A 22,680-nucleotide genomic window follows, 5' to 3' on the forward strand; every position below is an offset into this window, starting at 1 on the left:
CACCAAGGTCCGGCCCGGCAACCCGTATCTCAAGGGCGCCCTCGGCCTCGCGGCGTTCGGCGCGGTCAGAACCAAGGACACCTACCTGCAAGCCCGCTACAAGCGGCTGACCGCACGCCGCGGCCCGCTCAGGGCACTGGTCGCCGTCGAACACTCGATCACCACCGCGATCTGGCACATGCTCACCGACAACGTCGCCTATCAGGAACTCGGCAGCGCCTACTTCACCCAACGCGACCCGGAACGAGCCACCCGCCGGGCCATCAACCAACTGAACCAGCTCGGCTACACCGTCACCCTCAACCCGAGGGAGAACGCTGCCTGACCGACAGGGCCAGACACCCGGCGGCCCATCGCGACCACCGGGCACCCAGCCCTGCCCACACCCACCCTGAACAGGTCCTATTCACGCGTCAGAGCCATTCCCATGCCTCCGCTGAGCAATCCCTACCAGAAACGGCGGGGCACCCGCGCCCCGTCCGCCGCGACGCAACACGTCGCGGCGGACGGGGACGGCATTGGAAACGCGGAGCGGTGCCCAGGCGTTGAAGAATCCGGAGCAGCTCAGGAGCTGTCAGCCGACCGGCGGGTGTCCCCTCCTCGCCCGCGGATCTTCACACCCGACTCCCACACGAGTTTGTGTACGAAGCCGTAGGAGCGACCGCATTCATTAGCCAGAGCACGCATGCTCATGCCGCCCTCGTATTTCTTCCCGAGCTGCGCCGCAAGTCGGTCGCGGCGTGGCCCAGCGATCAGAAGACTGCCAGTTTCAGGTACCTCGATCTGCTCCTCGCGGCAGACGGGATCGCTGACCCGAAGTCCTGGATCATTCGCGTCATCGTTCGCGTTATCACCGGTGATGGTCACTGTTCCTCCGAAATGCTGCATGGCAGACAGTCATAGAACCGGTGTCTAATGGGAATTCCCGCAGGCATGTGAAAGGTCAAGAAGCCTCGGCAGATGGTCGGACGCCTTCTCCGTAACGTCATCCTTGGGCGACCAGCACCTTCGGATACGCCGCTTTGCTGCGTCGCCGACGAGAATGTGGTCCAGGGTCTGGGGGCCAGCCTCGCCCAGCTCGGTAAACCCGACGGCACGTCGGCCTACCTGCGACTATCGACGAAGCCGGTCGACCAGTCCGTGGCCTCCATACCTGCCGACGCCGCAGCCAGGGAACGCCGGCGGCGCCAGGTTGTGGCGGGCGCCTACCCGCTGCGCCACCACACCGGGGCACAGGTGACCATCGCGGCCATGGGCGCCATCGTGCCGGAGGCACTCGCGGCCGCCGACCGGCTCGCGGCTGCGGGCACGATCGCGGATGTCGTCTGCGTGACGAGCCCCGACCTGCTCTACCGGGCCGTGCGGGCGCGGCAGGGCCGCGAAGAGGCGCAGTCGTGGATCCTGGACCAGGTGTTCCCTGCCGACCGCGCGACGCCGCTCGTCACCGTCCTGGATGGCCACCCGCACACGCTGTCCTTCCTGGCCACGATCAACCGCGTTCGTACCACCGCCCTCGGAGTCACCCGCTTCGGCCAGTCCGGCTCGCTCGACGAGGTCTACCGCTACCACGGCATCGACACCGACAGCATCATCCGCGCCGCCCTCGACCTCGCCGACTGACGACTGGAGCACCACACCGATGAGTGTGCGGTGGGTCGGCCGTTGCGTCTTGCCGGGTTGGACTGGCCGGATGAACCTGTGGGTCTGGCTGGCGAGCCAGATGGGGACGTCGTTGTTCATGTCGCGTGCAACGCGTTGCTGACAGCGGCGGACCTCGGCGACTTGGGCGCCCACTTCGACACATCCACCCCAGAGTGGGAGGGTGCCGCTCCGACCGTGTTGCTGGCCGAGACGGCCCGGCTGGTCAGGGACTCCGGGTTCGCGATCGGCAATGTGTCGGTTCAGCTGATCGGCGAGCGCCCCAAACTGGGCCCTCACCGGGCGGAAGCCCAGAAGGTCCTCGCGGCCGCGCTTGGTGCCCCGGTGTTCCTCGGCGCGGCCACTCCCGAAGGACTGGGCTGGAGTGGATGCCCAGGGTGCGGGCGAGGATCGCGGCGGGGATCTCGGTGGCGAGCTGGAAGAGCGCGGTGCTGCGAGCCTGGTTGGGACGAATCCTGAGCTGGTTCAGCCGCTGTGTCAGCTGTGCAGTGCTGATCGGGCGTCCCGGCTGGCCTCCGGGGAAGAGCCAGGGAGACGGCGCCAGGGGCACCGATGATCGCGTGGCCCTTGCGGTTCGCGGCGACGACGCGGGCCAGTTCGGCGACGGGTTCGGGCAGTTGGACGGGGGCATCGCCGAGGTGGAGGCGTACTTCCTGAGCGCTGACCTCAATGTCCTCGGTGGTCAACCGGTGGATTGCCGACGGCCCTTGGGCATAGAGGAGGAGAAGCAGCCCGGCGAGGCGGTCTTCGGGCTTGCGGGTGTCGTCATGCAGGAGCCGACGGGCGACGTGCCAGCGATGTTCGTCATCGAGTGGCTGGGTGGGGCCGTTCCAGCGGATGGCGGGGACGTGGACGGTGGTGAGCTTGTTGGTGCGGGCCCAACGACTTGCTCAGCCACCGCCTGGCAGTGATGGGGTGCTCGGTGGTGGCGATGTTGTGCCGGAGGGCTTCGAGGCCAGGGTGGAGGGCATCGGACGGGGGTCCCAGCAGTTCGCCCAGGCGCCAGTTGATGAGACAGCGGGCGCACTGGCCTGGGTGCAGGTAGTCGGGATCGCTGCAGGTGGGACAGGTGTGCCAGACCTCTGGGGCGGTGCAGTTAACGCAAAGGGGCTGGTCGAGCGTGCCGGAGACGACCACTGTGACGTCTCCGCAGACCGAGCACAGGGCTGAGCGGCGCTGACAGGCCGGGCACCACGGTCGGCCCGTGGTGCGGGAAGTGCCGACCGTGTCGCAACCCGGCGCGTGTTTCCACAGGCGGCGCAGGGCGCGGGCCGCGGTCCGCAGTTCCCGCAGTACCAGTTCTGGCCGCGGCGCTGGAGAGTCCGCATCTGCCTGCCGCACTCGGCGCAACACGGCGGCGAGATGACCTGGGCTCCAGCCTCACGCAAGGCGATGAGCAGGTCACCGGCGGCCACGGGCACCGACTCCAGGCGGACGGTTCCGCTGGCGGTGGTGCGCTGTCCCATGCCGTCCCAGTCGTCGACGACGGTGAGGCCGGGCGCGTCGCGCGGGACGTACGGCCCACGTGCAGGGTGTCGTCCCTCTCGGCGTCATCCGCGATGACGTGCGCGACGCTCATCCGGCGGCCGCCAGCAGCGTCGTCCGCCCGCCCAGCGCGGCCGAGAACTGGTCGGTGACCTGCGCCAGAGCCTCGGCCGATCCCGGCGCGACGGTCAGCGTGCCGTCCTCGCCTACCGTGATGTCCTTGTCGAGCGTGAACCGGCCCGGCGTGATGTGTGCAGGGCCCATGGAGGCCAGCACCGGGCGCAGGGCGTAGTCGATGGCCAGCACATGGGCGGTGGAGCCCCCGGTGGCCAGCGGCAGGACCGTCTTGCCCGCCAGGGCGTACTGCGGGAGCAGGTCGAGCAGGGACTTCAGCAGTCCGGAGTAGGCGGCCTTGTAGACGGGGGTACCGATCACCACGCCGTCCGCCTGCTCGAACAGGGCGGTGGCCCGGACGATCGCCGGGTGAGCGAAGTCTGCCCCGAGCAGCGCCTCGGCAGGCAGGGTACGAACGTCCAGCGCAGTCACCTCGTGCCCCTGCGCGATGAGCCGCTCGTCCAGGTGGCGCAGCAGCCGAGCGGTGCGGGAGGTGGCGGAGGTGCTTCCGGAGACGGACAGGACAGCGGCCATGGGAGGACCTTTCGGTTCGTCGTTTCGTGTGCGGGCCGCGGTCAGGCGTGGGCGGCGGCGGGCTCTGACGCGGCTTCCTGTGCCTCCAGTTCGCGCACCAGGGGCAGCACCCGCTTACCGATGTCGACCTCCAGGTAGTGCAGGAAGCCGAGGAGGAAGAGGTCGACGCCGAGCCGCTTGTAGGCGACGTCCGCTCGGTGATCTGCTCAGGGGTGCCGATCAGACCCTGCGGAAGCCGTCGCGTGCAGCCGGTCGGTGAGGATTCTCGAACATCAGCTCGACTGGAAGGAGTGACCCCGTCGGCGCCATTCCTCCGCGGGCAGTTCGTACGAACGGACCCGGTCCGTGTGGTCGTGAGTGATCGTCGTGATGAGCAACTCGTCGGCGCACGTCGCCTCCTGGAGTTGTTCCAGCTGGTCGGCCACCCGGCCCGGTGAGCCGACGAACTGGGTGTCGAGGCGGTCCTGGACGAGGGCGCGGTCCTCGTCGGTCCATGGGTGGGCACGCGCTTCCTCCGGCGTCGGGTACTCGATGGCGCCCTCGGCGGTGCGGATGCTGCGAACCCACGGGCCATAGCCGGTGGCGAGTGCGCGGGCGGTGTCGTCGCTCTCGGCGACGACGACATCCGCCGAGACGCTGACGTACGGCTTGTCGAGGAACTCGGAAGGCTGGAAGAAGGACCGGTAACCGTCCACCGCCTCCAGGACCGTGGCCGGGCTGACGTGGTAGTTCGCCGCGAACCGCAGACCATTGTGGCCCGCGACAGCGGCGCTCTGACCACCGCTGCTGCCCAGGATCCACACCTCCACCTCGGCGCCCTCCCCCGGCACGACGTGCGCCTCGACGCCCTCCGGGGAGCGGTAGGCGCCGGCGAGCAGGGCGAGGATGTCGTCGATCTGCTCCGCGTAGTCCTGTGACTCGGCGCCCGGCAGTAGAAGCAGCCTCCGCTGCAGCGCGATGCGGGGTGACCCGAGCAGATGCTCGAAGGAGAAGCGGGGCGGGATCAACAGGCCGTTCGGGGTGCGGCCGTCGACGACCGGGGTCGCCGTCGGCAACGGTGCGGCCGGCTGTCCCGGCGGGCGGCCGCCCGAGCGGCCCAGGCCCAGATCGAAGCGGCCCGGGTGCAGCGCGTCGAGCAGGCCGAACTCCTCCACCGTGGACAGCGCCGTGCGGTGCCCGAGCTGCACGGCCCCGGAACCGAGCCGGATGGTGGAGGTGGCGGATGCGGTCAGGGCCAGGACGACCGCGGGGGACGTGCCGGCCACGCCCGGATTGAGGTGGTGCTCGGCGAACCAGTAGCGGGCATATCCGAAGCGCTCGGCCTGCTGTGCGAGGTCGATGGAGTTGCGCAGGGCATCGGCTGCCGTCGAGCCGGAAGGGATCGGGACCAGGTCGAGAACGCCGAGGGCAATATCAGACATGGACGGACTCCTGGGTGAGCGGTGGCGCCGGAAGCACGGGTCCCCATACGAACGGGGGGTCCGGGATCTCGCGGCGCAGCACGGGGGCGACCTCGGACTGGAACAGCTCGAGGGAGGCACGGTGCTGGGACTCCGTCAGCCCGCTCGCGTCGGCGTGCAGGTGGAGCACGGTGTGACCGAACTGTTCGTGGTAGCGGTGCACCTTGTCGATGACCTGCTGCGGGCTGCCGATCAGCGCGGAGCTGCGCTCGACGAAGTCCTCCAGCGTCTCGAAGACGACCGGCAGGCCCGCCCTCTTGAAGAAGGCCAGGTTGGACTCGAAGATCGGCCGGTATGCGGCGAGGCCCTGCTGGGAGGTGGGCGCGACGTGGATGCCCGCCGTGCCCGCGCCGACGGCGATCTGCGCCGGGTCGTGGCCGTAGTGTGCCCAGCGCTCGCGATAGTGGCGGATCAGCTCGGCGTACGGCTCGATGGGGTGGGTGACGTTCGCCGAGAACAGCGGGTCGCCGTAGCGGGCGGCCAGGTCGACCGACTCCTTGCTGGTCGCGCTGCCGTGCCAGACCCGGACCGGCCGCTGATACGGCCGCGGCCACACCTCGGCGTCCGTCAGCGGGGGACGGAAGCGGGTGTCGGCGGTGACCTTGTCCTGGCGCCAGATCTTCCGGAAGACCTCGTAACTCTCGGCGTTGCGGTCCCACTGGTCCTCGGGCGTGACCTGGAACAGGTCGCGCTGAGCGGCACCGTTGCCCTTGCCGATGATCAGGTCGAGGCGTCCGTTGGACAGGTGGTCGAGGGTGGCGTAGTCCTCGTATGCCCGGACCGGGTCCAGCAGGCTGAGCGTCGTGACGGCCGTGAACAGGCGGATCCGCTTCGTCAGGGCGGCCACATGGCTGAGTACGACGGTCGGTGAGGAGGAGATGAACGGCCGCTCGTGGCGCTCCCCCACGCCGAAGCCGTCGAAGCCCAGCTCCTCGGCGAGCAGGGCGTTGTCGAGGACCTCGCGGAAGCGGTCGTGGGTCGGCTTCTGTACCCCGGTGATGGGATCCGGGCGGTGGACGATAAGGGTGATCGCGAGGAACTTCACGACGCGGCCCGGTCGTCGGCGGCGTCGGGGTGCTCGAGGCCGAGGTGGTGGCGGAGGGTCGAGCCCTCGTAGTCGGTGCGGAAGACGCCCTGTTCCTGGAGGAGCGGTACGACCTTGTCGGCGAAGTCGTCGAGGCCGGTCGGGGTGATGTGTGGGACGAGGATGAAGCCGTCGCTGGCGTCGGCCTGGACGTAGTCGTTGATGGTCTTGGCGATGGTCGTCGGGGAGCCGACGAAGGTCTGCCGGTTGCCGGTGTTGATGACCAGGTCGCGGATGGACCAGTTGTTGGCGGCGGCCAGCTCGCGCCACTCGCGGGCGGTGGCCAGCGGGTCGCGGTACATGCGGACCTGGGCCCGGCCCTTGGAGATGTGGTCGGCGCTGACGTCCGGGTCGATGTCGGGCAGCGGGCCCTCGGGGTCATAGGAGGACAGGTCCCGGTTCCAGACGAACTCCAGGTGCTTGAGGGCGGTGGCCCCGCTGACCTGCTGCCGGCGCACCTCCCTGGCCAGGTCCTCCGCCTCGGCGTCGGTGTCGGCGAGCGCGAAGGAGGCGGCGGGCAGGATCAGCAACTGGTCGGAGCGGCGGCCGTACTTGGCGAGGCGGTTCTTGACGTCCGCGTAGAAGGCCTGGCCCTCCTTGAGGGCGGCGTACCGGCTGAAGATCGCGTCGGCGGACGAGGCGGCGAACTCACGGCCCTCCTCCGAGTCGCCGGCCTGGAAGACGACGGGACGTCCCTGCGGTGAGCGCGGGACGTTGAACTGGCCGTGGATGTCGAAGTGCTGCCCGCTGTGGACGAAGGATCCGGCCTTCGCGTCCCTCAGGAAGACACCCCTGGCCGGGTCGGCGAGGATCTCGTCGCCGTGCCAGGAGTCGAAGAGCTCGTTCGCGGTGGCCAGGAACTCCTTGGCGCGGGAGTAGCGCTCCTCCTGGGGCAGGAAGCCGCCGCGGCGGAAGTTCTCGCCGGTGAAGGCGTCCCAGGAGGTGACCACGTTCCAGGCGGAGCGGCCGCCGGAGAGATGGTCAAGGCTGGCGAACTGGCGGGCCACCTCATACGGCTCGTTGAAGGTGGAGTTGATGGTGCCGGTCAGGCCCAGGTGTTCGGTGACGGCGGCAAGCGCGGCGAGGACGGTGAAGGTGTCGGGGCGGCCGACCACGTCCAAGTCGTAGATCTTGCCGCCCTGTTCGCGCAGTCTGAGGCCCTCGGCGAGGAACAGGAAGTCGAACTTGGCGCGTTCGGCGGTGCGCGCGAAGTGGGCGAAGGAGCTGAACTCGATGTGGCTGCCGGCCTTGGGGTCGCTCCACACGGTGGTGTTGTTGACGCCCGGGAAGTGCGCGGCCAGATGGATCTGCTTCAGCGGCTTGCTGGTCATGTCGGTGTGGGTCCTTCCGGCTCAGGCGGTCGCTGCGGCGTAGCGGTTGGCGGGGCGGGGCAGGCCCAGCAGGCCGCGGAGGGTGTCGGCTTCGTAGGCGGTGCGGAAGACGCCCCGGCGCTGGAGTTCGGGGACGAGGCCCCGGGTGATGGCCGGCAGGTCGTGTCCGGCGACGGCGGGCCGCAGCCGGAAGCCGCTCAGCCCCTCCGCCGCCAACTCCTGGAGCACATCGGCGAGTTGTGCGGGCGTTCCGGTGAAGATCCGGGCGTCGCTGGTATACGGCTCTCCCGCGAGCGCGTCGAGGCGTGCGCGCCGGTCCTCCGCGGCGGCCTGGTCGTCGTCCAGGAAGACCACCAAGTCGCCGAAGACATACGGGAGTTCGCCTGTGCGTCCGGCCGTCTCCCGCTCGGCACGGATCTCGGCGACGATCGCGCGGGCCTGCTCGGCGTCGTGCGGGGTGACGTAGCCGACGTCCGCCTGGCGGGCCACGAGCCGGTACGGGACGGTCTGGTGGGCGAGGGCGGTGACCAGCGGCTGGCCCTGCGGCGGGCGCGGGGTGATGGACGGGCCCTTGACGCTGAAGTGCCGGCCCTCGAAGTCGATGTAGTGCAGCTTGTCCCGGTCGACGAAGCGGCCGGTGGCCACGTCCCGGATCTCGGCGTCGTCCTCCCAGCTGTCCCACAGCCGACGCACGACCTCGACGTAGTCGGCGGCCTCGTCGAACAGATCGGTGACACGCTCCTGTCCGGCCGGGGTCCGCAGTTCGTCCAGGTTGATCGGCGGGAAGGTACGGCGGCCGAAGTGGTCGGCCTCGTGCGGGCGGGCGCTGATCTGGACGCGCAGGCCGGCTCGGCCGTTGCTGACGTAGTCGAGGGTGGCAATCGCCTTGGAGATGTGGAACGGCTCCGTGTGGGTGGCGATCACGGTCGGCACCAGGCCGATGTGCCGGGTGAGCGGCGCGACGCGGGAGGCGGTCAGGACGGCGTCGAGTCGGCCGCGGACCTGGTCCGTACGGCCGTCCAACTCGCCGTGGTGCGAGGACTGCAGGCCGAGGCCGTCCTCGAAGGTGACGAAGTCGAGCAGGCCGCGCTCGGCCTCGGCAACCAGATCGGCCCAGTAGCCGGCGGTGAACAGCTCCCGGGGACGGGCGACCGGCTCGCGCCAGGAGGCGGGGTGCCAGCCGGTGCCCTCAAGGGCGACGGCAAGGCGCAGAGGAAAAGCGGGAGTTGTGGACACGGGGGTGCCTTCCTGGAGGTCCGTACGAGATCGCCGGCCCGCGGGAGTCGGGGCGCACGGCGGCTGGGGAAACGGGGTCAGGAGCTACAGAGGGAGCCGGCCACGCGCTGCAGGTCGATGTGGGGCCGGGAGTGGAGGCGCACGGCACGGAGTACACGTGTCACGTGTCGCACCTCCGTCCGAGTAGGGCAAGCACTCATCGTCGACAAGGACAACGGCACTGCTATGCCGTTTCTTCCCGCGCGGCGGCCCCGGTGTGCCGGACGAGCGAGAAGACGGTACGGCGGCGCAGCGTGAACCCGATCGCCTCGTACAGCCGGATCGCGTTCGCGTTGGTGGCCGCGGCGTGCAGGAAGGGGCGTTCGCCGCGTTCCTTGATCCCGGCGGCGACCGCGCGGACCAGCCGGGTGGCCAGGCCCCGGCCGCGGTGGGCGGGGTCGGTGCACACGGCACTGATCTCCGTCCAGCCGGGCGGGTGCAGCCGCTCGCCGGCCAGGGCGATCAGCCGGCCCTGATGACGGATGCCGAGGTAGGTGCCCAGTTCGACGGTGCGGGGCAGATAGGGGCCCGGCTCGGTGCGGGCGACCAGGTCCAGGATCTCGGGCACGTCGTCGGTCCCGAGCCGTACGGCCTCGGGGTCGGGCTCCGCTCGCAGGGCGGTGTCCACGAGCTGGACGCCGTGCCCCGTGCGCACGACCTCCCAGCCCTCCGCCGCCTCGGTCACGCCCCGCACCGCGGCGGTGCCGCCGGGGCCGACGAGTACGGCGAGGTCGACCCAGGCGCGCGGGTCGTCCTCGTCGGAGAGGGCGTGGAAGGGTGCCACGTCCTGTTGGTAGCGGACGGCGCGCCCGATTCGTTCGGCGAAGTGGATGTGCGGGCCGGTGAGCGCGGCCCAGGCGGGGTTGTCCAGGATGTGCGAGAAGCTGGCGTCGAGGGTGGTGACGGACATGGTGTGGCGGTCTCCGGGGTGCGGCTCGGTGTGTCCGGCGGGCGGGGACTCCATCGCGGGGCGGCGGTGGAGTCCCCGGCACGCGGTGGTCAGGAGTTGTCGAGCGGCAGGCCCCGCGGGTTGACCTCGGACTTGGCGACGGCCTCGTTGGAGAGGTTGTACGCCTTGAGCCACTCGGCGTACTGACCGTTCTTGATCAGGTGGTTGATCGCGTCGGCCAGCGGCTTGGCCAGGCCGCTGTCCTTCTTCGCCGTTGCCGCGATCAGGCCCTGCAGGCTCCCGCCCGCGCCGGAGTAGGTGCCCGCGGTGCGGGTGGCGTTGGGCGTGTTGGCCACCTGACGGTTGTGGTAGGCGAAGCCGGGGTTGGGACCGAAGGAGGCGTCGATCTTGCCGCTGTTCAGGGCGAGGTAGGTGCTGGGGCTGTCCTGGAAGTACTTGACGGTGAGCTTCTTGCCCTCCTTGGCCAGCTTGTCCTTCCACTCCAGGAGGATCTTCTCCTGGTTGGTGCCGGAGCCGACGGCGATCGTCCTGCCGGCGAGGTTCTCGTAGTTGCCGTCGAAGTTCCAGGTGCTCTTCTTCGGCACGATGAAGGCGAGGTTGTCCTGCCGGTAGGAGGCGAACTCGTACTTCTTCTTGCGCTCCTCGGTGTCGGTGACGTTGGAGAAGGCCACGTCGACCTTGCCGCTGTCGATGCCGACGAAGAGGTTCTCCCACGTGGAGTTCTTCACCTCGGGCTTGAGGCCGAGGACGCTGGCGACCAGGCGGCCGAAGTCGGGCTCCGCGCCGGTGAGGGTCTTCTGGTCGCTGCCCACGTAGGCCAGCGGCGGGAAGCCGGCCGGCAGGGCGCCGATGCCGATCTCCAGCTTGCCGCTCTTCTTGACGGCGGCGGGCAGTTCGGCGCTGATGGACTTGACCTCGGAGACCTTGATGGAGGTCTCGGTGGCGGCGCCGTTGGAGACACGTCCGATGACGACCTCGCCGGACTTGGCGCTGTCGGGGGTGGTGGCCGCGTCGCTGTTGCCACCGCAGGCGGCGAGCCCGGTGGCCAGGGAGGCGACGGCGGTCGCCGCGGTGATGCCGCGTATCAGGCTGCGTCGGGTGAAGTGGGTGGGCATGGCCGTTCCTTGTCGCTGAAGGTGATGAGGGTGGCGTGAGGGGGGAGGTCTGAGGGGTGCGGCGGGTCAGAGGACCTTGCTGAGGAAGTCCCTGGTCCGCTCGTACCGGGGGTTGTCGAGGATCTCGGAGGGCGGGCCCTGCTCGACGATCTTGCCGCCGTCGATGAAGACGACCCGGTCGGCGATCTCGCGGGCGAAGCCGATCTCGTGGGTGACGATGACGAGGGTGGTGCCGCTGGTCGCCAGGTCCTTGATGACGGCGAGGACCTCACCGACGAGCTCGGGGTCGAGGGCGGAGGTGGGCTCGTCGAAGAGGATGACACCGGGGCGCAGGGCGAGGGCGCGGGCGATGGCGACGCGCTGCTGCTGGCCGCCGGAGAGCTGGCGCGGGTAGGCGGCGGTCTTGTCGGCGAGGCCGACCCGGTCGAGGAGTTCGCGGGCGAGTTTCTGGGCCTCGGGCTTGCCGAGCTTCCCGGTGGCGACGGGCGCGGCGGCGACGTTGTCCAGCACGGTCAGGTGCGGGAACAGGTTGAAGTTCTGGAAGACGAAGCCGATCCGGCCACGCTGGGTGAGGATGGCCCGCTCGCTGAGCTCCTTCAGCCGGTCGCCGTGCCGCTTCACGCCGATCAGCTCGCCGTTGATACTGACGTAGCCGATCTCGGGCTTCTCCAGGTGGTTGATGACCCGCAGCAGGGTGGACTTGCCGGAGCCGGAGGGGCCCAGGATGACGGTGACCTCGCGGGGGCGGACGGTCAGGTCGACGCCGTCCAGTACCCGGTGGGTGCCGTACCACTTGTGCACGTCGTGCACCTCGACGGTGGCGGCCTCGACGTCCGCCAGGGCTTCGAGCGTCTCGGCGGTCATATGGCGGCCTCCCGGCGGATGCGGGCCCGCAGGTCGGAAAGACCGGTGCGGAGCTTCTGCAGCGGCGTCGGCGGCAGGCTGCGGGTGGCACCGCGGGCGTAGTGCCGCTCGACGTAGAACTGGACGACGGACACGACGCTGGTGAGAATCAGGTACCAGACGGTGACGACCAGCAGCAGCGGCACGATGTCGCCGGGGTAGGTGGAGCCCATGGTCTGCGCGGAGCCGAACAGGTCGAGCAGGGAGACGTAGAAGACCAGCGAGGTGCCCTTGATCAGGCCGATGAGCTGGTTGACGTAGTTCGGGATGATCGAGCGCAACGCCTGCGGGAAGACGATCCTGCGGAACTGGTAGCCCTTCGGCAGGCCGAGCGCGGCGGCCGCCTCGTGCTGGCCCTGGTCGACGGAGAGGATGCCGCCGCGGACCACCTCGGCCGCGTAGGCGGCCTCGTTGAGGCTGAGGCCGATGACGGCGACGACCATGTCGGTGGCGAGTCTCGACTCGTCGAAGGTGAAGAAGGCCGGCCCGAAGGGGATGCCGACGCTCAGCGTCTTGTACAGGGCGCTGAAGTTGTAGAGGAAGATCAGCACCACGATCAGCGGGATGGAGCGCAGCGCCCAGACGTACGTCCAGCTGACCGCGCGCAGCACCGGGCTCTTCGAGAGCCGGGCCAGTGCGAGCACGATGCCGCCGGCGAGGCCCAGCACCGCGCTGTAGGCGGTGACTTCGAGGGTGATCAGCAGGCCGTCGAGGATGGTGGGGCGCAGGAACCAGTAGCTCCAGCGGTCCCACTGGTAGAAGGGGTTGGTGACCAGTCCGTGCACGAACTGGGCGACCAGAACCAGCACGACCGCGGTGACGATCCAGCGGCCGGGGCGGCGCAGCGGCAGAACCCGCTGGGCTGTGAGGGATCTCGACGGTTCGTCGGCGGTCGGCGCCTCGGGGAGGGTGGCGGTGGCGCCAGGGGGTTCACTCATGGTGGGCTCCGGCTGGGTGGGAACACCCCGGAAGCGCGGCGGCATGCGGTGGCGCACACGACGGCGAGGTACCGGGCGGGGAGGGGAAACGGCACACCGCGGGCGCGGTGTTCGTCAGGAAGTGCGGGGGCTGCGGGGAGGTGTCAGCCCCGACAGCGGGCGCGGCCCGGTGCGTTACACAGTGCGCTGTTCACGCGGAGCAGATCGACGGCGCGATCGGCGACAAGTGGGTGCGGGTACGGCTGTACGCAGCCCTGAGGGCGGTGTGCGGCCCTCCTGGGAGCTGCGTACATGGCGTCACCGTCACTGTTCCGGCCCCAGGGGCCTCGCGCTTACCGAAACTTCATCGGTCGGGTCGTCACCTGGGGCACCCCACCGCGGTGGGAGGGTTGCCGGTCAGCAAGCCAGGGCTTGTCGCTGACGCTCATAACCGTCTGGGCGGTAGTTAAGACAACGGTTCGGACATTTGTCAACGCCGGTCCAGCGGGTGGAACGGCCGGCGGGCGGCGTGGGCCGTCCAGTCCCCAGCAACAATGCGAGGGCACGCACACCGGGTCGGGCGTGATCGCCTGTTCCGGGTGCGTGCCCTCGCGGGCGGTCCGATCAGCGGGTCAGGCCGGGACGACCGCGCCGTCGGTGGATGCGCCCGAGGCGATTCCGTACGCCGGCTCCGGCACGGATTCGGGCGTGAGCAGCGCCGAGCGGCGGCCGTCCACGCCCACCGGCACGTCACCGTCGATGGTGATGCGGCGCAGGGTGCGGGTGTGGTCGTCCGAGTCGTCCACGCCGTAGTGCTGGGTGGCGCGGTTGTCCCAAAGCGCGACGTCCCCGACGCGCCACTGCCAGCGGACCGTGTTCTCCGGGCGTTCGATGTGCGACTGGAAGACGTTGATGATCGCGCCCGAGTCCCTGCCGCGCAGGCCGGTCAGTCGCTGCACGAAGTTGCCGAGCAGCAGGACCCTTTCGCCGGTCTCCGGGTGCACGCGCACCACGGGGTGCTCGGTCTCGAACTTGGTCGACGTGCACACCTTTCGGAACTGCCGCAGTTCAGCGGACGGCGCGTCGGGGCGTACGGCGGCGTAGTCGTAGTCGTTGGCGAGGGCGGCGCCGAAGGCAGCCGCAGCTACTTCAGCCGCTTCGCGCGCCATCCGCGCCTCCCGGAGGACTGGCCGACGGACGTGGAGCGCGACCCGGAGCTGATCGGCGGCCCGCGCAGCCTGGTGCACTATCCGCGCGGCTGGGCGATGGCGTCGAACACGCCGTTCCGGTTGTACAAGCGGCACACGTACGCGGGTGGGGTACGGGTTCCGTTCCTGATCTCGTGGCCGCGCGGGCTGCGCCGCGGCCCCGGCGACGACGGCGTGCGCCACCAGTACCAGTACGTGACGGACCTGGCGCCAACCCTGCTGGAACTGGCTGGAGTTCGCCGCACCGGCGACGGCGTTCAGGAACAGGACGGCACCAGCTTCACGTCCGTCCTCCGCGCCGCCTCCGCGGACAGCACCCACCCCGAGCAGTACTGCGAGATGACCGGCAACCGCAGTTACTACCGCGACGGGTACAAACTGGTCACCCTGCACCGCCCGGGCACGCCGTACGACGACTCCGAGTGGGCTCTGTACGACATCCGCACCGACCCGACGGAGATCCACGACCTGTCCGACGCACACCCCGAGCTCGTCAAGGAGCTGGCCGCGGCCTGGGAAGCGGCGGCCTGGCGCAACGGTGTCTTCCCGCTCCAGGACGCCTCCGGCGTGCTCGCCCTGCGCGGCCCCGCCGAGGAGAAGCTCGGCCGCCCGGTCACCCTGCTCCCCGGCGCCCCCGAACTGGAGCGCTACCGCTCCTCCCGCCTGATCGCCTTCCGCTCTTTCGCGGTCACGGTCGAACTGGACTCGTAGGAGGAGGGCGACGCGGGCGTCCTCGTCTCCCACGGCGACCAGGGTGGCGGCTACAGTCTGTACATCGAGGACGGCCGACTGCGCCTCGCCTACAACGAGTACGGAGCGCTGCGCGAGACGGACGCCGGCCCACTCCTCCCGGACACCCGCACGATCCTCCTCACCGCCACCGCCGAACCCGGCCTGCGCCGGCGCTTCGCCCTGTCCGTCGACGGGACGGAACGGGCCTTGGCGGAATCGGTCCACCAGCTGATCGGCATAGCTCCGTTCCAGGGCATCAGTGTGGGAGTGGACCGCAAGTCGCCGGTCTCCTGGCCGCTGTACGAACGACATGGCGTCTTCCGCTACCCCGGCACCCTCCGCTCGGTCACCTACCGCCCGGGCGCCGCGGGACCGGACGGTGAGCCCTCCGGCGACGCCGGACATCAACTGTGTTCCCGCCAGAGCCATGGGCAGCACCGCCGTCGGCACACAGAGCGCGACCGCCGCCCCCGCCAGGGCGGCACCGATGCCCAGCGTCAGACCGACGGTCACCGTGCGCGGTCCGATCCGCCGCACCAGCCGCCAGGCGAGGGCCGAGGAGATGCCCATCCCGAACGCCCCGGGCAGGGTGACCGCCGCCGTGAGCAGAGCGGACAGACCGAGCCCGTCTTGCAGGAAGACGGTGAGCACGAGGAAGGCGGCCAGTGAGGAGCCGAACTGGGCCATGGCGACGGCCGTGCCCAGCGGATGAGATGCCCCTCCGCCATGGTCGGCCTTGACACTCCGCGGTCGAGCGGCAGGTAGGTGTGGCCGTCCCAGCGCCACAGCCGGTCCGGTGCGAAGGCGTGCCGTGGTGTGTCGGCGACGGCCTGCCGAGTCCAGGGCGAGCGGGCAGGCCACAGCCCCAGTTGGTCCATGGCCTCGTCCAGCCGCTTCCGCAAGGAGTCGTAATCGGCCACGCGGCTACTTCCGGTGTGTCCCGGACGGCGGCGGAGGCGGCACCTGCCCGTCCGAGTTGTTCGGCGGCGGAGTTCCCTGCCCCGGATCGGGATCCGGCTTGCGATGCTTGCTCACGAGCTACTCCAGATTCTTCACCTCTGTAACCGCGCCATGATGACGCGGCATCAGGGGCAGCGGTAGAGCGCGCGGGAGCACCTGCGGGGCGGCGACGGCCGCCATCGCCTGGTGCCCGACGGCATTCCCCCTCCCCCGGCTCCCGGCGCGCCAGACACGCCAGCGCGCTGGGAGCTGAGGCGCATCAGGGGCAGGTGTCGAGCATGCCGGTCAGCGCGGCATGTTCTTCCTCGTCCGTGGTGAGGGCGTAGGCGTGCTTGACCGAGATCCACGCACGGGCGTACGTGCAGCGGTAGCCTGCCAGGTCCGGCCGCCAATCGGAGGGGTCTTTATCGGTCTTTGCCCGGTTGGAGCGGGCCGAGACGGCGATGAGCTGGGAATGGGCGAGATCGTCGGGGCCCCTCCCCCAGCTCGCCTACGACTACCTGCGGAAAGAGGGGCATTGCTCCCCGGATTACACATCGGCGTCTACGTCGCGTCCTCCCGGATGCCGCCCATTTGCGTGGCGCGCAGTGCGATGTAGAGCTCCGCGGATGAGTCCGCTTCGATGGTTCGCCGCCCAGTCGGCTCGGCGATTCGGTTGAGTCGGTACAGAACGGTGTTGCGACCGCGGCCCGGCGTGCCTGCGACGCCCCGGACGGCTGGGGCACCTGGGAGCCAGCCCGCCGGCAGCAGGCGTTGGAGCGCTTCGCCCAGGCGCTGGAGAAGCGCGCCGAGGAGACCGCTCGTCGGGTGACCCTGCAAAACGGCATGCCGATCTGGCTGGCCCAGCGGTTCGAGGCCGGCTTCCCTGCCCTGCTGCTGCGTTTCTACGCCGGGATGGTGGCCGAGACCTGACCTCGCAGGAGGAGACCCGGCCTGTCGTGGTGGGCTCCGGTTCGCGGGTCATCAAGGACCCGCTCGGTGTCGTTGCAACCATCGTGCCCTCGAACGTCCCGCAGGGGCTCACCTTCCTCAAGCTGGCGCCAGCGCTGGCGGCGGGCAACACCGTCGTTCTGAAGTCAGCGCCGGAGACCGTGCTCGACGCCCAGCTGATGGCTGAGGCCGCGATCGGGGCTGAGCTGCCCCCGGGTGTGCTCAATGTCCTGCCCGCGGGCCGCGAGATCGGCGCCTACTTGGTCGAGCATCCCGGCGTCGATAAGGTCTCGTTCACCGGCTCCACGGCGGCGGGCCGTGCTATCGCCGTCACCTGCGGCCGGCTGCTGCGCCCGGTCACACTGGAACTGGGCGGAAGGTCCGCGGCGATCGTGCTCGACGACGCGAACCTGACCTCGACGATCGAGAGCTTCTTCGCGGCCACCCTGCTCAACAACGGGCAGATCTGCTGGCTGTCCACCCGGGTGCTGGCGCCCCGATCGCGCTACCAGGAGGTCGTGGACGCCGTCAGCGGCCTCGCCAGCTCGCTCACGATCGGTGCCCCCCTCGACCCGGAGACCCAGGTCGGCCCATTGGTCTCCGCGCGTCAACGGGAGCGGGTCGAGGACTACATCGCGAAGGGCTCCGCTGAAGGCGCCCGGCTCACCGTCGGTGGCGGACGGTCCGACAGGGACAAGGGCTGGTTCGTGCAGCCCACCGTCTTCGCCGGCGTCGACAACCACACCATCGCCCGGGAGGAGATCTTCGGACCGGTACTGTCGGTGATCCCGTACTCGGACGAGGACGAGGCTATCGCCAACTCCAGCGACTACGACGACGGTGGTTCGGTCTGGACCTCCGACCCGCAGCGCGGCGAGCGGCATGGGCCGGGCCATGGGCCCGGAGGCGCTCACCTCCTACCAGCAGACCAAGACCATCTATCTCGCCCCGCCCGTTTCACCTGCCTCGGACTGACACGCCCTGGTGAGAGAGCGACGCCCCTTATGTACCCGGCGGTGGCGGATGCCGCGTGAGGCCAACCATCGCCGCAGGTCTCAGTAGTCGTAGCCCATGTCTCCATTGAGCTCGGCGGGGCGTCGCCGTCGAGGGCGAATGGAAGAAGCATCCTGGACCAGCGGCATCAGGGGACGGGCTGTCGTGCAGGTTGGCGACTGCGACGCCGATAGAGAGGGGTAAGCCTTTACGGCCGACGATCAGGTGTACCTGCCGGGCAACGGCGGTTGAGGGCTCCTGGGCAATTCCATACCGCCGTGCGTGGGGGCTGCCGTGGTCAGGGCGTGGTCACCTGGATTTCCGCCCATCGTGTGGTCCCGCCGTGGTAGGTCATGGTTCCAGAACGAGCGGAGAGTGCCGCGACGATGGTGCTGCCGCGGCCGCGCTCCTCGGGCAGCCGCGAGCCGCCGCCGTGGTCGCGAAGCGCCGGGCCGGCGTCGGTGACCTCAATGCGTACAGCCCAAGCAGCCTTGCTCCTCTGCCGGGACAGGCACAGTGACGCAGGAGGAAGGGCGTGAACGACCGCATTGGTGATCAGTTCGGAGACGACTAGAAGCGCATCGTCCGCAAGATCCGAGGGGATGCACCACTGTTCCATGGCACGAGCGGCGCGGCGGCGGACGGCACCAAGGCCTTCCGGGATGTGAGGCAGAGGGAAGAGCACATCTGCCGGAGGGGATGCGACTGCCTCAAGAGCGTTGCTGGGCCTCACGGGCCGGTTGTGGTTCATGGTGCTGTCCTGGGGGAGTGTTCCCGATGGGGACGGGGGCCGGAGAACGGGGTCACAGGTGGCTCCAAGCCATCCGGGATCCGGCTGAGTGGGGTGAGAGACCGCGTCGGCGCGACCTTGTCGGAGGTCCAGCGAGGCGCTGGGACTTCATGACGAGGAGGTAGGCCCTGCCGAGGCGACCCCTTCAGCCAGTAGGTCCATACCGATCATCCGTAGTTATTTACAGATAACGTTAGGGTCGATTTACATCCAACGTATGCCCTGGCGATGACGTAGGTCAAGAGGTACAAGCCTGGTAAAAATGTTATCCGCCAGTAACTATCGATAAGCAGTCGCTCTGAGCGCGGCACCCCTCGTGGCAGGCGGCCGATGGCACAACCAGGTCGTAGCGGTTGATCAGGCGTAGAAGGTGATGCGGGCCGCTGCGGTCCGACGCCGCGTACCACCGTGAGGACGTCATGCGGGCGGCAACCTCGCCGCCGGGTGCGTCGGAGCAGTACGACCCAGCTCCCGATACCGGTCGGCGGGGCCGGTCTGGGCCACATCGCCGAGCGCCTTGACAACACCCTCGCACTGCCGACGACACAGACTGGTCGTTTAGGGCGCGCTCCACGACAGCCACCAGCTGCTCGTGGTGCGCACCCACCCTCCAACTGCCCGTCACTCAGCGACATCTGCCCTCCTGCCGACTCAGTCATCTTCCGGATCTCGGCGGCCCGAACGGGATCGTGAAAGACGGTGTACATCTGCTTCCGCCGCTAGCCTCGCGCTTTCACGAGGTGGCGTGTCCGGAGGCTGATCAGAAACGCAGAAAGTGCTCTTGACCTGCAACGATAGGACTTGCTGAGGGTCCTGTTGGTTGCGAGAGAAAGAGCACTTTCCAGGCGAGAGAGCCTATCGCGTCATACCCGCGCGTCCGTGTCCAGGGGAACGGCCGCCAGGTGGTCTCGAAGGCCGGTTCAGTCTTGCTGGTAGAGACGGTCCGCAGGACCTGCCTCGACCAGGCAATATCCGTGGCATTGGCGCCGTGGCGGAAGCCGCGGGCTGTCCATGATCCCGGGAAGGTCCTGCTGGACGTCACGCTGACGGTCGCGTTGGGCGGAGACTGCCTGGCCGATGTCGGCATGTTGCGGGCCGAGCCAGCTGTGTTCGCGCCGGTCGCCTCCGACCCGACGGTCTCCCGCCTGGTCGACACCCTTGCCGCCTCCGGGGAGAAAGCCTCCGGGCGATCCGGGTTGCGCGGGCCGAAACGCGCGAGCGGGCCTGGCAGTTGGCCGACGGGAAAGCGCCCGATGCGGGCAGGACGGTGACCGTCGACCTCGACAGGTGCTGGTGATCGCGCATTCGGACAAGGAGGACGCCGCACCGACCTGGAAGAGAACCTACGGTCACCACCCGCTGATGGGGTTCGTCGACCACGGACCGGGCGGCACCGGTGAGCCCGTGGCGGCCCTGCTCAGGCCGGGGAACGCAGGCTCGAACACGGCCGCCGACCACATCACCGCCGCCCAGATGACGAGAGGGACAGCGTTGGCGGCAACATATGCGCGGGGGCTTCGAGGGTCCTTCACCCTGTCGACGACGGAGGGCATCGAGTGATGAGTCCGACGTCGGCGGGCGATCGGGGGAGGGCGGAGGGAAGACGGAATGCACGGAAACCTTCCGGGCTTTGAGGGTGGGTGGCCCAGGCAGCGAGTGTGAGCGCCTGGGCCTCGCACGTCGTTCCGGCGCGAAGAAGTCGAGGATCTGGTCGACGGCAGGAGAGGGGAACGAACAGGAATGTCATCGGGTATGAGGGCCTCATCCGGAGATGCGCCCTGATGTCTCAGTCTGGGGACATGCCGGAGGCCAGAGACCCGCACCGGACTCACCTACCGCGGTCCGTAGATCACCACGGTGTTGCCCCATGGGTCCCGGGCTACGGCCCGAATCTCATGCGGACCGCGCTCGAGCTCCCGGACTACGGACCCGCCACCCTGCACGAGGACTGCGAGTGCCGAGGCCACGTCGGGGACCTTGAACGACGCCGCGGGCGCACCGCCGGTGACGTCCTCGGTCGGGCCGGCCAGGGCCAACGTGGTGCTGCCGGCGTCGAGGGCGGCGTAGCGGTCACCGTCGACGAACATCGTGGCCAGGCCGAAGACGTCGGTGTAGAAGCGCACGGCGGCGTCGACGTCTGCCACCGGGTGCAGCACGTTCCCGATCTTCACGCGGTTGGGCTTCACGGGATCACTCACCGTACGGTCGCGGCACGGCTCGAGCGGAGGGTCGCACCACAGCGCTGCGGTCCACCACGACTGTCGATCTGGGCCCGATGTGGTTCACGCAACGCTCTCCCCGAGGTGGAGGAAGTCGCCTCGATACCACGTCACCGGCTTGCCGCCGCCTATCCTGGCGTCGCGCACTCGGCCGATGAGGATTACGTGGTCTCCTCCGGGCACTGCTTCCTCCAGCTCGCAGCGGATGACCGCGGCGGCGTCGGGCAGTATCGGATGACCATTCTCGTCGGATTCGAAGCTCCCGTGTGCGAACTTGTTCTCGCCCTTCGTGGCGAACTTCATCGCCAACTTCGCATGTTCGGGCGTCACGATGTTCACCACGAACTGCTCAGCCGTGACGAAGGCCGGGAAGCAGTCCGCCCCTTGGTCCAGACAAACGAGAATGAGTGGCGGGTCAAGCGACAAGGCCGCGAAGGAGCTCGCGGTGAATCCGTACGGCGTGCCGCCAGCGCCTCGGGTCGTCACGATCGTCACGCCTGAAGGGAACTGAGCCAGCGCCGAGCGGAAGGCGGCCGCATCCAGTCCCTGGACTTGATTAGCCATTCCACACCTCGCGGGCAGCGTGTGCGGCGACCGAGGTCGCGCCCAGGGCGACGTGCTGCTCGGAACGGCCGAAGGCATCGAAGCCCACCCGCTCCGCCAGCAGCACCTCCTCGATCAGCTCCCGATCGCGGTGCTCATGCGTGAGCCCGACCGGGGTGTCCCCCTCAGTCATGAGGATGAAGTCCATGACGACCCTTCCATCGAATGTTAATCGCCGATAACATGGAAGGTAGCTCACTCCAGGCCAAATGGCCACCGACGAGTCAATGACGTTAGGCGTCGGTAACAACGAGAGGGTCGGCCGGGAAGGAGTAACCACACGTGAACGAGTCGCGGGCGTCCGGGCTCGTCGAGATCGCGGACTCCTCGGGAGCGGCATGCGCATGCGGTCCTGCCGCTATGCGCCACGGAGCAGCACGGTGCCGCCAAGCCGCGATGACTGGAACCCCTAGGCAAGTTCCCGACCGGAACGCAATGGGTGCATCTGCCGGAGAAGTACGGCAACTGGCGAGGCGTCTACAACCCGCTGCGGATGTGGGCCGTCGCCGGCACCTGGAAGCGGGTGTTCACTGCGCTGATGGCCCAGACCGACGCGGACGAGGACCTCGGCTGGGCGGTCTCGGTGGACTCCACGATCGTGCGAGCCCACCAGCATGCGGCCGGGGCCCGCAAAAGGGGGCCCTGGCCGACGACCCGACGACCATGCCCTCGGACGGTCCCGTGGCGGACTGACAACGAAGATCCACCTGGCTGCCGATGCCCGCTGCCGTCCTCTGACTTCCGTCCTCACCGCCGGACAGGCAGGCGATGCCAACGCTGTTGCGCGGTGCGTCAACCTCCTGGCCTGCCCACTGCTACAGGACGACCGCGGCGATCTACCTGTCCGGACCTCACGTCGCCGGCATCTTCCTCCGATCCGCCCGACGGTTCAATGAAGCCTCCTTTCCTGCGCTTCAGAAGCGGTCGCAGCCCCAGGTGCGCAGTCGAACGTGCCAGGGCGCGCGGCAACGTGTGGTCAGCGCCTATGCCATGCGGGTGGTCGAGTAGCCGTGGGTGTGCACGCCCTGATGTCGTCAACGAGCGGGCACGTGGTTCACCGTCCGCAATCTTGATGAAACCCTCAGCGGTACAGCCGTTTTCCACTGGACCGGCTAGCAAGATCGCACCCTCGTCGACGTCGGTACGACCCCCGGCGTGGTCGGCGGTGCATGCTCAGCCCGACCTTCATTGTTACCAACACCTAACACTGCATGCCTCCTGTTGGAGCCTTGACCAGGGGTGGGCTACCTTCTACGTTATCGGCGAATAACATTCGGTGGAAGGGACGGTATGGACTTCATCCTCATGACCGAGGGAGACACCCCGGTCGGACTCACACACGAACACCGCTACCGGGAACTGATCGAGGAAGTACTGCTCGCCGAACGCGTCGGCTTCGACGCCTTCGGCAGCTCCGAACAGCACGTCGCCCTGGGTACGGCCTCGGTCTCCGCTCCG

At 69.0% G+C, this 22,680-nt stretch carries 19 protein-coding genes, 9 pseudogenes and 1 riboswitch; of the genes and pseudogenes, 8 read left to right on the plus strand and 20 right to left on the minus strand.

The features are described 5' to 3' along the window. Positions 1-325, plus strand: a pseudogene (locus tag NQU54_RS45705) (IS110 family transposase); the annotation flags it as partial. 239 nt (positions 326-564) lie between these two features. On the opposite strand, the gene NQU54_RS45710 reads toward NQU54_RS45705, so the two are convergent. Then, positions 565-783 carry a helix-turn-helix domain-containing protein gene (locus NQU54_RS45710; protein ID WP_372506418.1) on the minus strand — a complete coding sequence of 73 codons (219 nt, stop codon included), beginning with the start codon at positions 781-783 and terminating at the stop codon, positions 565-567. A gap of 279 nt (positions 784-1,062) precedes the next feature. On the opposite strand from NQU54_RS45710, the pseudogene NQU54_RS45715 reads away from it, so the two are divergent. The 3 genes and pseudogenes from NQU54_RS45715 to NQU54_RS45725 all read left to right on the plus strand — a co-directional run. Next, a pseudogene (locus NQU54_RS45715) lies at positions 1,063-1,620 on the plus strand (transketolase-like TK C-terminal-containing protein); the annotation flags it as partial. A 78-nt stretch (positions 1,621-1,698) separates the two neighbouring features. After that, positions 1,699-2,118: a 2-C-methyl-D-erythritol 2,4-cyclodiphosphate synthase gene (locus NQU54_RS45720; protein WP_372506419.1), complete on the plus strand. Its 420-nt coding sequence runs from the start codon at positions 1,699-1,701 to the stop codon at positions 2,116-2,118. Further along, positions 2,028-2,570 carry a hypothetical protein gene (locus NQU54_RS45725; RefSeq protein ID WP_257636214.1) on the plus strand — a complete coding sequence of 181 codons (543 nt, stop codon included), beginning with the start codon at positions 2,028-2,030 and terminating at the stop codon, positions 2,568-2,570. Before NQU54_RS45720 ends, NQU54_RS45725 begins: the two co-directional genes overlap by 91 nt. A 495-nt stretch (positions 2,571-3,065) precedes the next feature. Here NQU54_RS45725 and NQU54_RS45730 read toward each other — a convergent pair. The 13 genes and pseudogenes from NQU54_RS45730 to NQU54_RS45785 all read right to left on the minus strand — a co-directional run. After that, a pseudogene (locus NQU54_RS45730) lies at positions 3,066-3,199 on the minus strand (SfnB family sulfur acquisition oxidoreductase); the annotation flags it as partial. A gap of 35 nt (positions 3,200-3,234) precedes the next feature. Continuing rightward, complete coding sequence (gene ssuE, locus NQU54_RS45735; protein ID WP_257636200.1) at positions 3,235-3,792, minus strand: NADPH-dependent FMN reductase; 558 nt, start codon at positions 3,790-3,792, stop codon at positions 3,235-3,237. Between the two features lie 41 nt (positions 3,793-3,833). Beyond that, positions 3,834-4,018, minus strand: a pseudogene (locus NQU54_RS45740) (dimethylsulfone monooxygenase SfnG); the annotation flags it as partial. Between the two features lie 46 nt (positions 4,019-4,064). Continuing rightward, positions 4,065-5,213, minus strand: coding sequence for an LLM class flavin-dependent oxidoreductase (locus NQU54_RS45745; RefSeq protein WP_257636201.1), 1,149 nt, complete (start codon positions 5,211-5,213; stop codon positions 4,065-4,067). Then, positions 5,206-6,297, minus strand: coding sequence for an LLM class flavin-dependent oxidoreductase (locus NQU54_RS45750; protein ID WP_257636202.1), 1,092 nt, complete (start codon positions 6,295-6,297; stop codon positions 5,206-5,208). The genes NQU54_RS45745 and NQU54_RS45750 overlap by 8 nt, the downstream gene beginning before the upstream one ends. Further along, on the minus strand, positions 6,294-7,667 hold the full coding sequence (locus NQU54_RS45755) for an NtaA/DmoA family FMN-dependent monooxygenase (RefSeq protein WP_257636203.1): 1,374 nt from the start codon (positions 7,665-7,667) through the stop codon (positions 6,294-6,296). Before NQU54_RS45755 ends, NQU54_RS45750 begins: the two co-directional genes overlap by 4 nt. 21 nt (positions 7,668-7,688) lie before the next feature. Next, the gene (locus tag NQU54_RS45760) at positions 7,689-8,903 is read right to left on the minus strand and encodes an LLM class flavin-dependent oxidoreductase (RefSeq protein WP_257636204.1); all 1,215 of its coding nucleotides are present in this window, start codon (positions 8,901-8,903) and stop codon (positions 7,689-7,691) included. Between the two features lie 77 nt (positions 8,904-8,980). Next, complete coding sequence (locus NQU54_RS50445) at positions 8,981-9,103, minus strand: putative leader peptide (protein WP_372506417.1); 123 nt, start codon at positions 9,101-9,103, stop codon at positions 8,981-8,983. Positions 9,104-9,126: 23 nt separating this feature from the next. After that, a complete protein-coding gene (locus tag NQU54_RS45765; protein WP_257636205.1) occupies positions 9,127-9,852 on the minus strand; it encodes a GNAT family N-acetyltransferase in 726 nt (241 codons plus the stop codon). An 89-nt stretch (positions 9,853-9,941) separates the two neighbouring features. After that, entirely contained in the window at positions 9,942-10,967 is a 1,026-nt protein-coding gene (locus NQU54_RS45770; protein WP_257636206.1) for an ABC transporter substrate-binding protein, read from the minus strand. Between the two features lie 66 nt (positions 10,968-11,033). After that, positions 11,034-11,831, minus strand: coding sequence for an amino acid ABC transporter ATP-binding protein (locus NQU54_RS45775; RefSeq protein WP_257636207.1), 798 nt, complete (start codon positions 11,829-11,831; stop codon positions 11,034-11,036). After that, entirely contained in the window at positions 11,828-12,808 is a 981-nt protein-coding gene (locus NQU54_RS45780; RefSeq protein WP_257636208.1) for an amino acid ABC transporter permease, read from the minus strand. The genes NQU54_RS45775 and NQU54_RS45780 overlap by 4 nt, the downstream gene beginning before the upstream one ends. A gap of 323 nt (positions 12,809-13,131) precedes the next feature. Continuing rightward, positions 13,132-13,240, minus strand: a riboswitch (SAM riboswitch). Between the two features lie 179 nt (positions 13,241-13,419). After that, positions 13,420-13,908 (minus strand): annotated as a pseudogene (locus NQU54_RS45785) (TauD/TfdA dioxygenase family protein); the annotation flags it as partial. Here NQU54_RS45785 and NQU54_RS45790 point away from each other — a divergent pair. Beyond that, positions 13,903-15,105, plus strand: a pseudogene (locus tag NQU54_RS45790) (sulfatase/phosphatase domain-containing protein); the annotation flags it as partial. The pseudogenes NQU54_RS45785 and NQU54_RS45790 sit on opposite strands and share 6 nt — an antisense overlap. 1,125 nt (positions 15,106-16,230) lie before the next feature. On the opposite strand, the gene NQU54_RS50450 reads toward NQU54_RS45790, so the two are convergent. After that, on the minus strand, positions 16,231-16,458 hold the full coding sequence (locus tag NQU54_RS50450; RefSeq protein ID WP_372506420.1) for a helix-turn-helix domain-containing protein: 228 nt from the start codon (positions 16,456-16,458) through the stop codon (positions 16,231-16,233). On the opposite strand from NQU54_RS50450, the pseudogene NQU54_RS45800 reads away from it, so the two are divergent. Both NQU54_RS45800 and NQU54_RS45805 read left to right on the plus strand, forming a co-directional pair. Then, a pseudogene (locus NQU54_RS45800) lies at positions 16,366-16,599 on the plus strand (aldehyde dehydrogenase family protein); the annotation flags it as partial. The gene NQU54_RS50450 and the pseudogene NQU54_RS45800 sit on opposite strands and share 93 nt — an antisense overlap. A gap of 26 nt (positions 16,600-16,625) precedes the next feature. Next, positions 16,626-17,651 (plus strand): aldehyde dehydrogenase family protein, encoded by a 1,026-nt coding sequence (locus tag NQU54_RS45805; protein WP_257636209.1) that lies wholly within the window; start codon positions 16,626-16,628, stop codon positions 17,649-17,651. 24 nt (positions 17,652-17,675) lie between these two features. Here NQU54_RS45805 and NQU54_RS45810 read toward each other — a convergent pair. Beyond that, positions 17,676-17,844, minus strand: a pseudogene (locus NQU54_RS45810) (IS5/IS1182 family transposase); the annotation flags it as partial. A 64-nt stretch (positions 17,845-17,908) separates the two neighbouring features. Beyond that, complete coding sequence (locus NQU54_RS45815; protein ID WP_257636210.1) at positions 17,909-18,361, minus strand: ATP-binding protein; 453 nt, start codon at positions 18,359-18,361, stop codon at positions 17,909-17,911. An 896-nt stretch (positions 18,362-19,257) separates the two neighbouring features. Here NQU54_RS45815 and NQU54_RS45820 point away from each other — a divergent pair. Further along, a pseudogene (locus NQU54_RS45820) lies at positions 19,258-19,870 on the plus strand (transposase); the annotation flags it as partial. Positions 19,871-20,232: 362 nt separating this feature from the next. On the opposite strand, the gene NQU54_RS45825 reads toward NQU54_RS45820, so the two are convergent. The 3 genes from NQU54_RS45825 to NQU54_RS45835 form a co-directional block, all read right to left on the minus strand. Continuing rightward, positions 20,233-20,586 carry a VOC family protein gene (locus tag NQU54_RS45825; protein ID WP_257636211.1) on the minus strand — a complete coding sequence of 118 codons (354 nt, stop codon included), beginning with the start codon at positions 20,584-20,586 and terminating at the stop codon, positions 20,233-20,235. Positions 20,587-20,682: 96 nt separating this feature from the next. Next, positions 20,683-21,261 carry a flavin reductase family protein gene (locus NQU54_RS45830; protein WP_306279766.1) on the minus strand — a complete coding sequence of 193 codons (579 nt, stop codon included), beginning with the start codon at positions 21,259-21,261 and terminating at the stop codon, positions 20,683-20,685. After that, entirely contained in the window at positions 21,176-21,370 is a 195-nt protein-coding gene (locus tag NQU54_RS45835) for a hypothetical protein (RefSeq protein WP_257636213.1), read from the minus strand. Before NQU54_RS45835 ends, NQU54_RS45830 begins: the two co-directional genes overlap by 86 nt. Positions 21,371-22,680 lie beyond the last annotated feature (1,310 nt).

It is taken from the genome of Streptomyces malaysiensis subsp. samsunensis (genome assembly GCF_024519315.1).
GTDB lineage: Bacteria > Actinomycetota > Actinomycetes > Streptomycetales > Streptomycetaceae > Streptomyces > Streptomyces malaysiensis.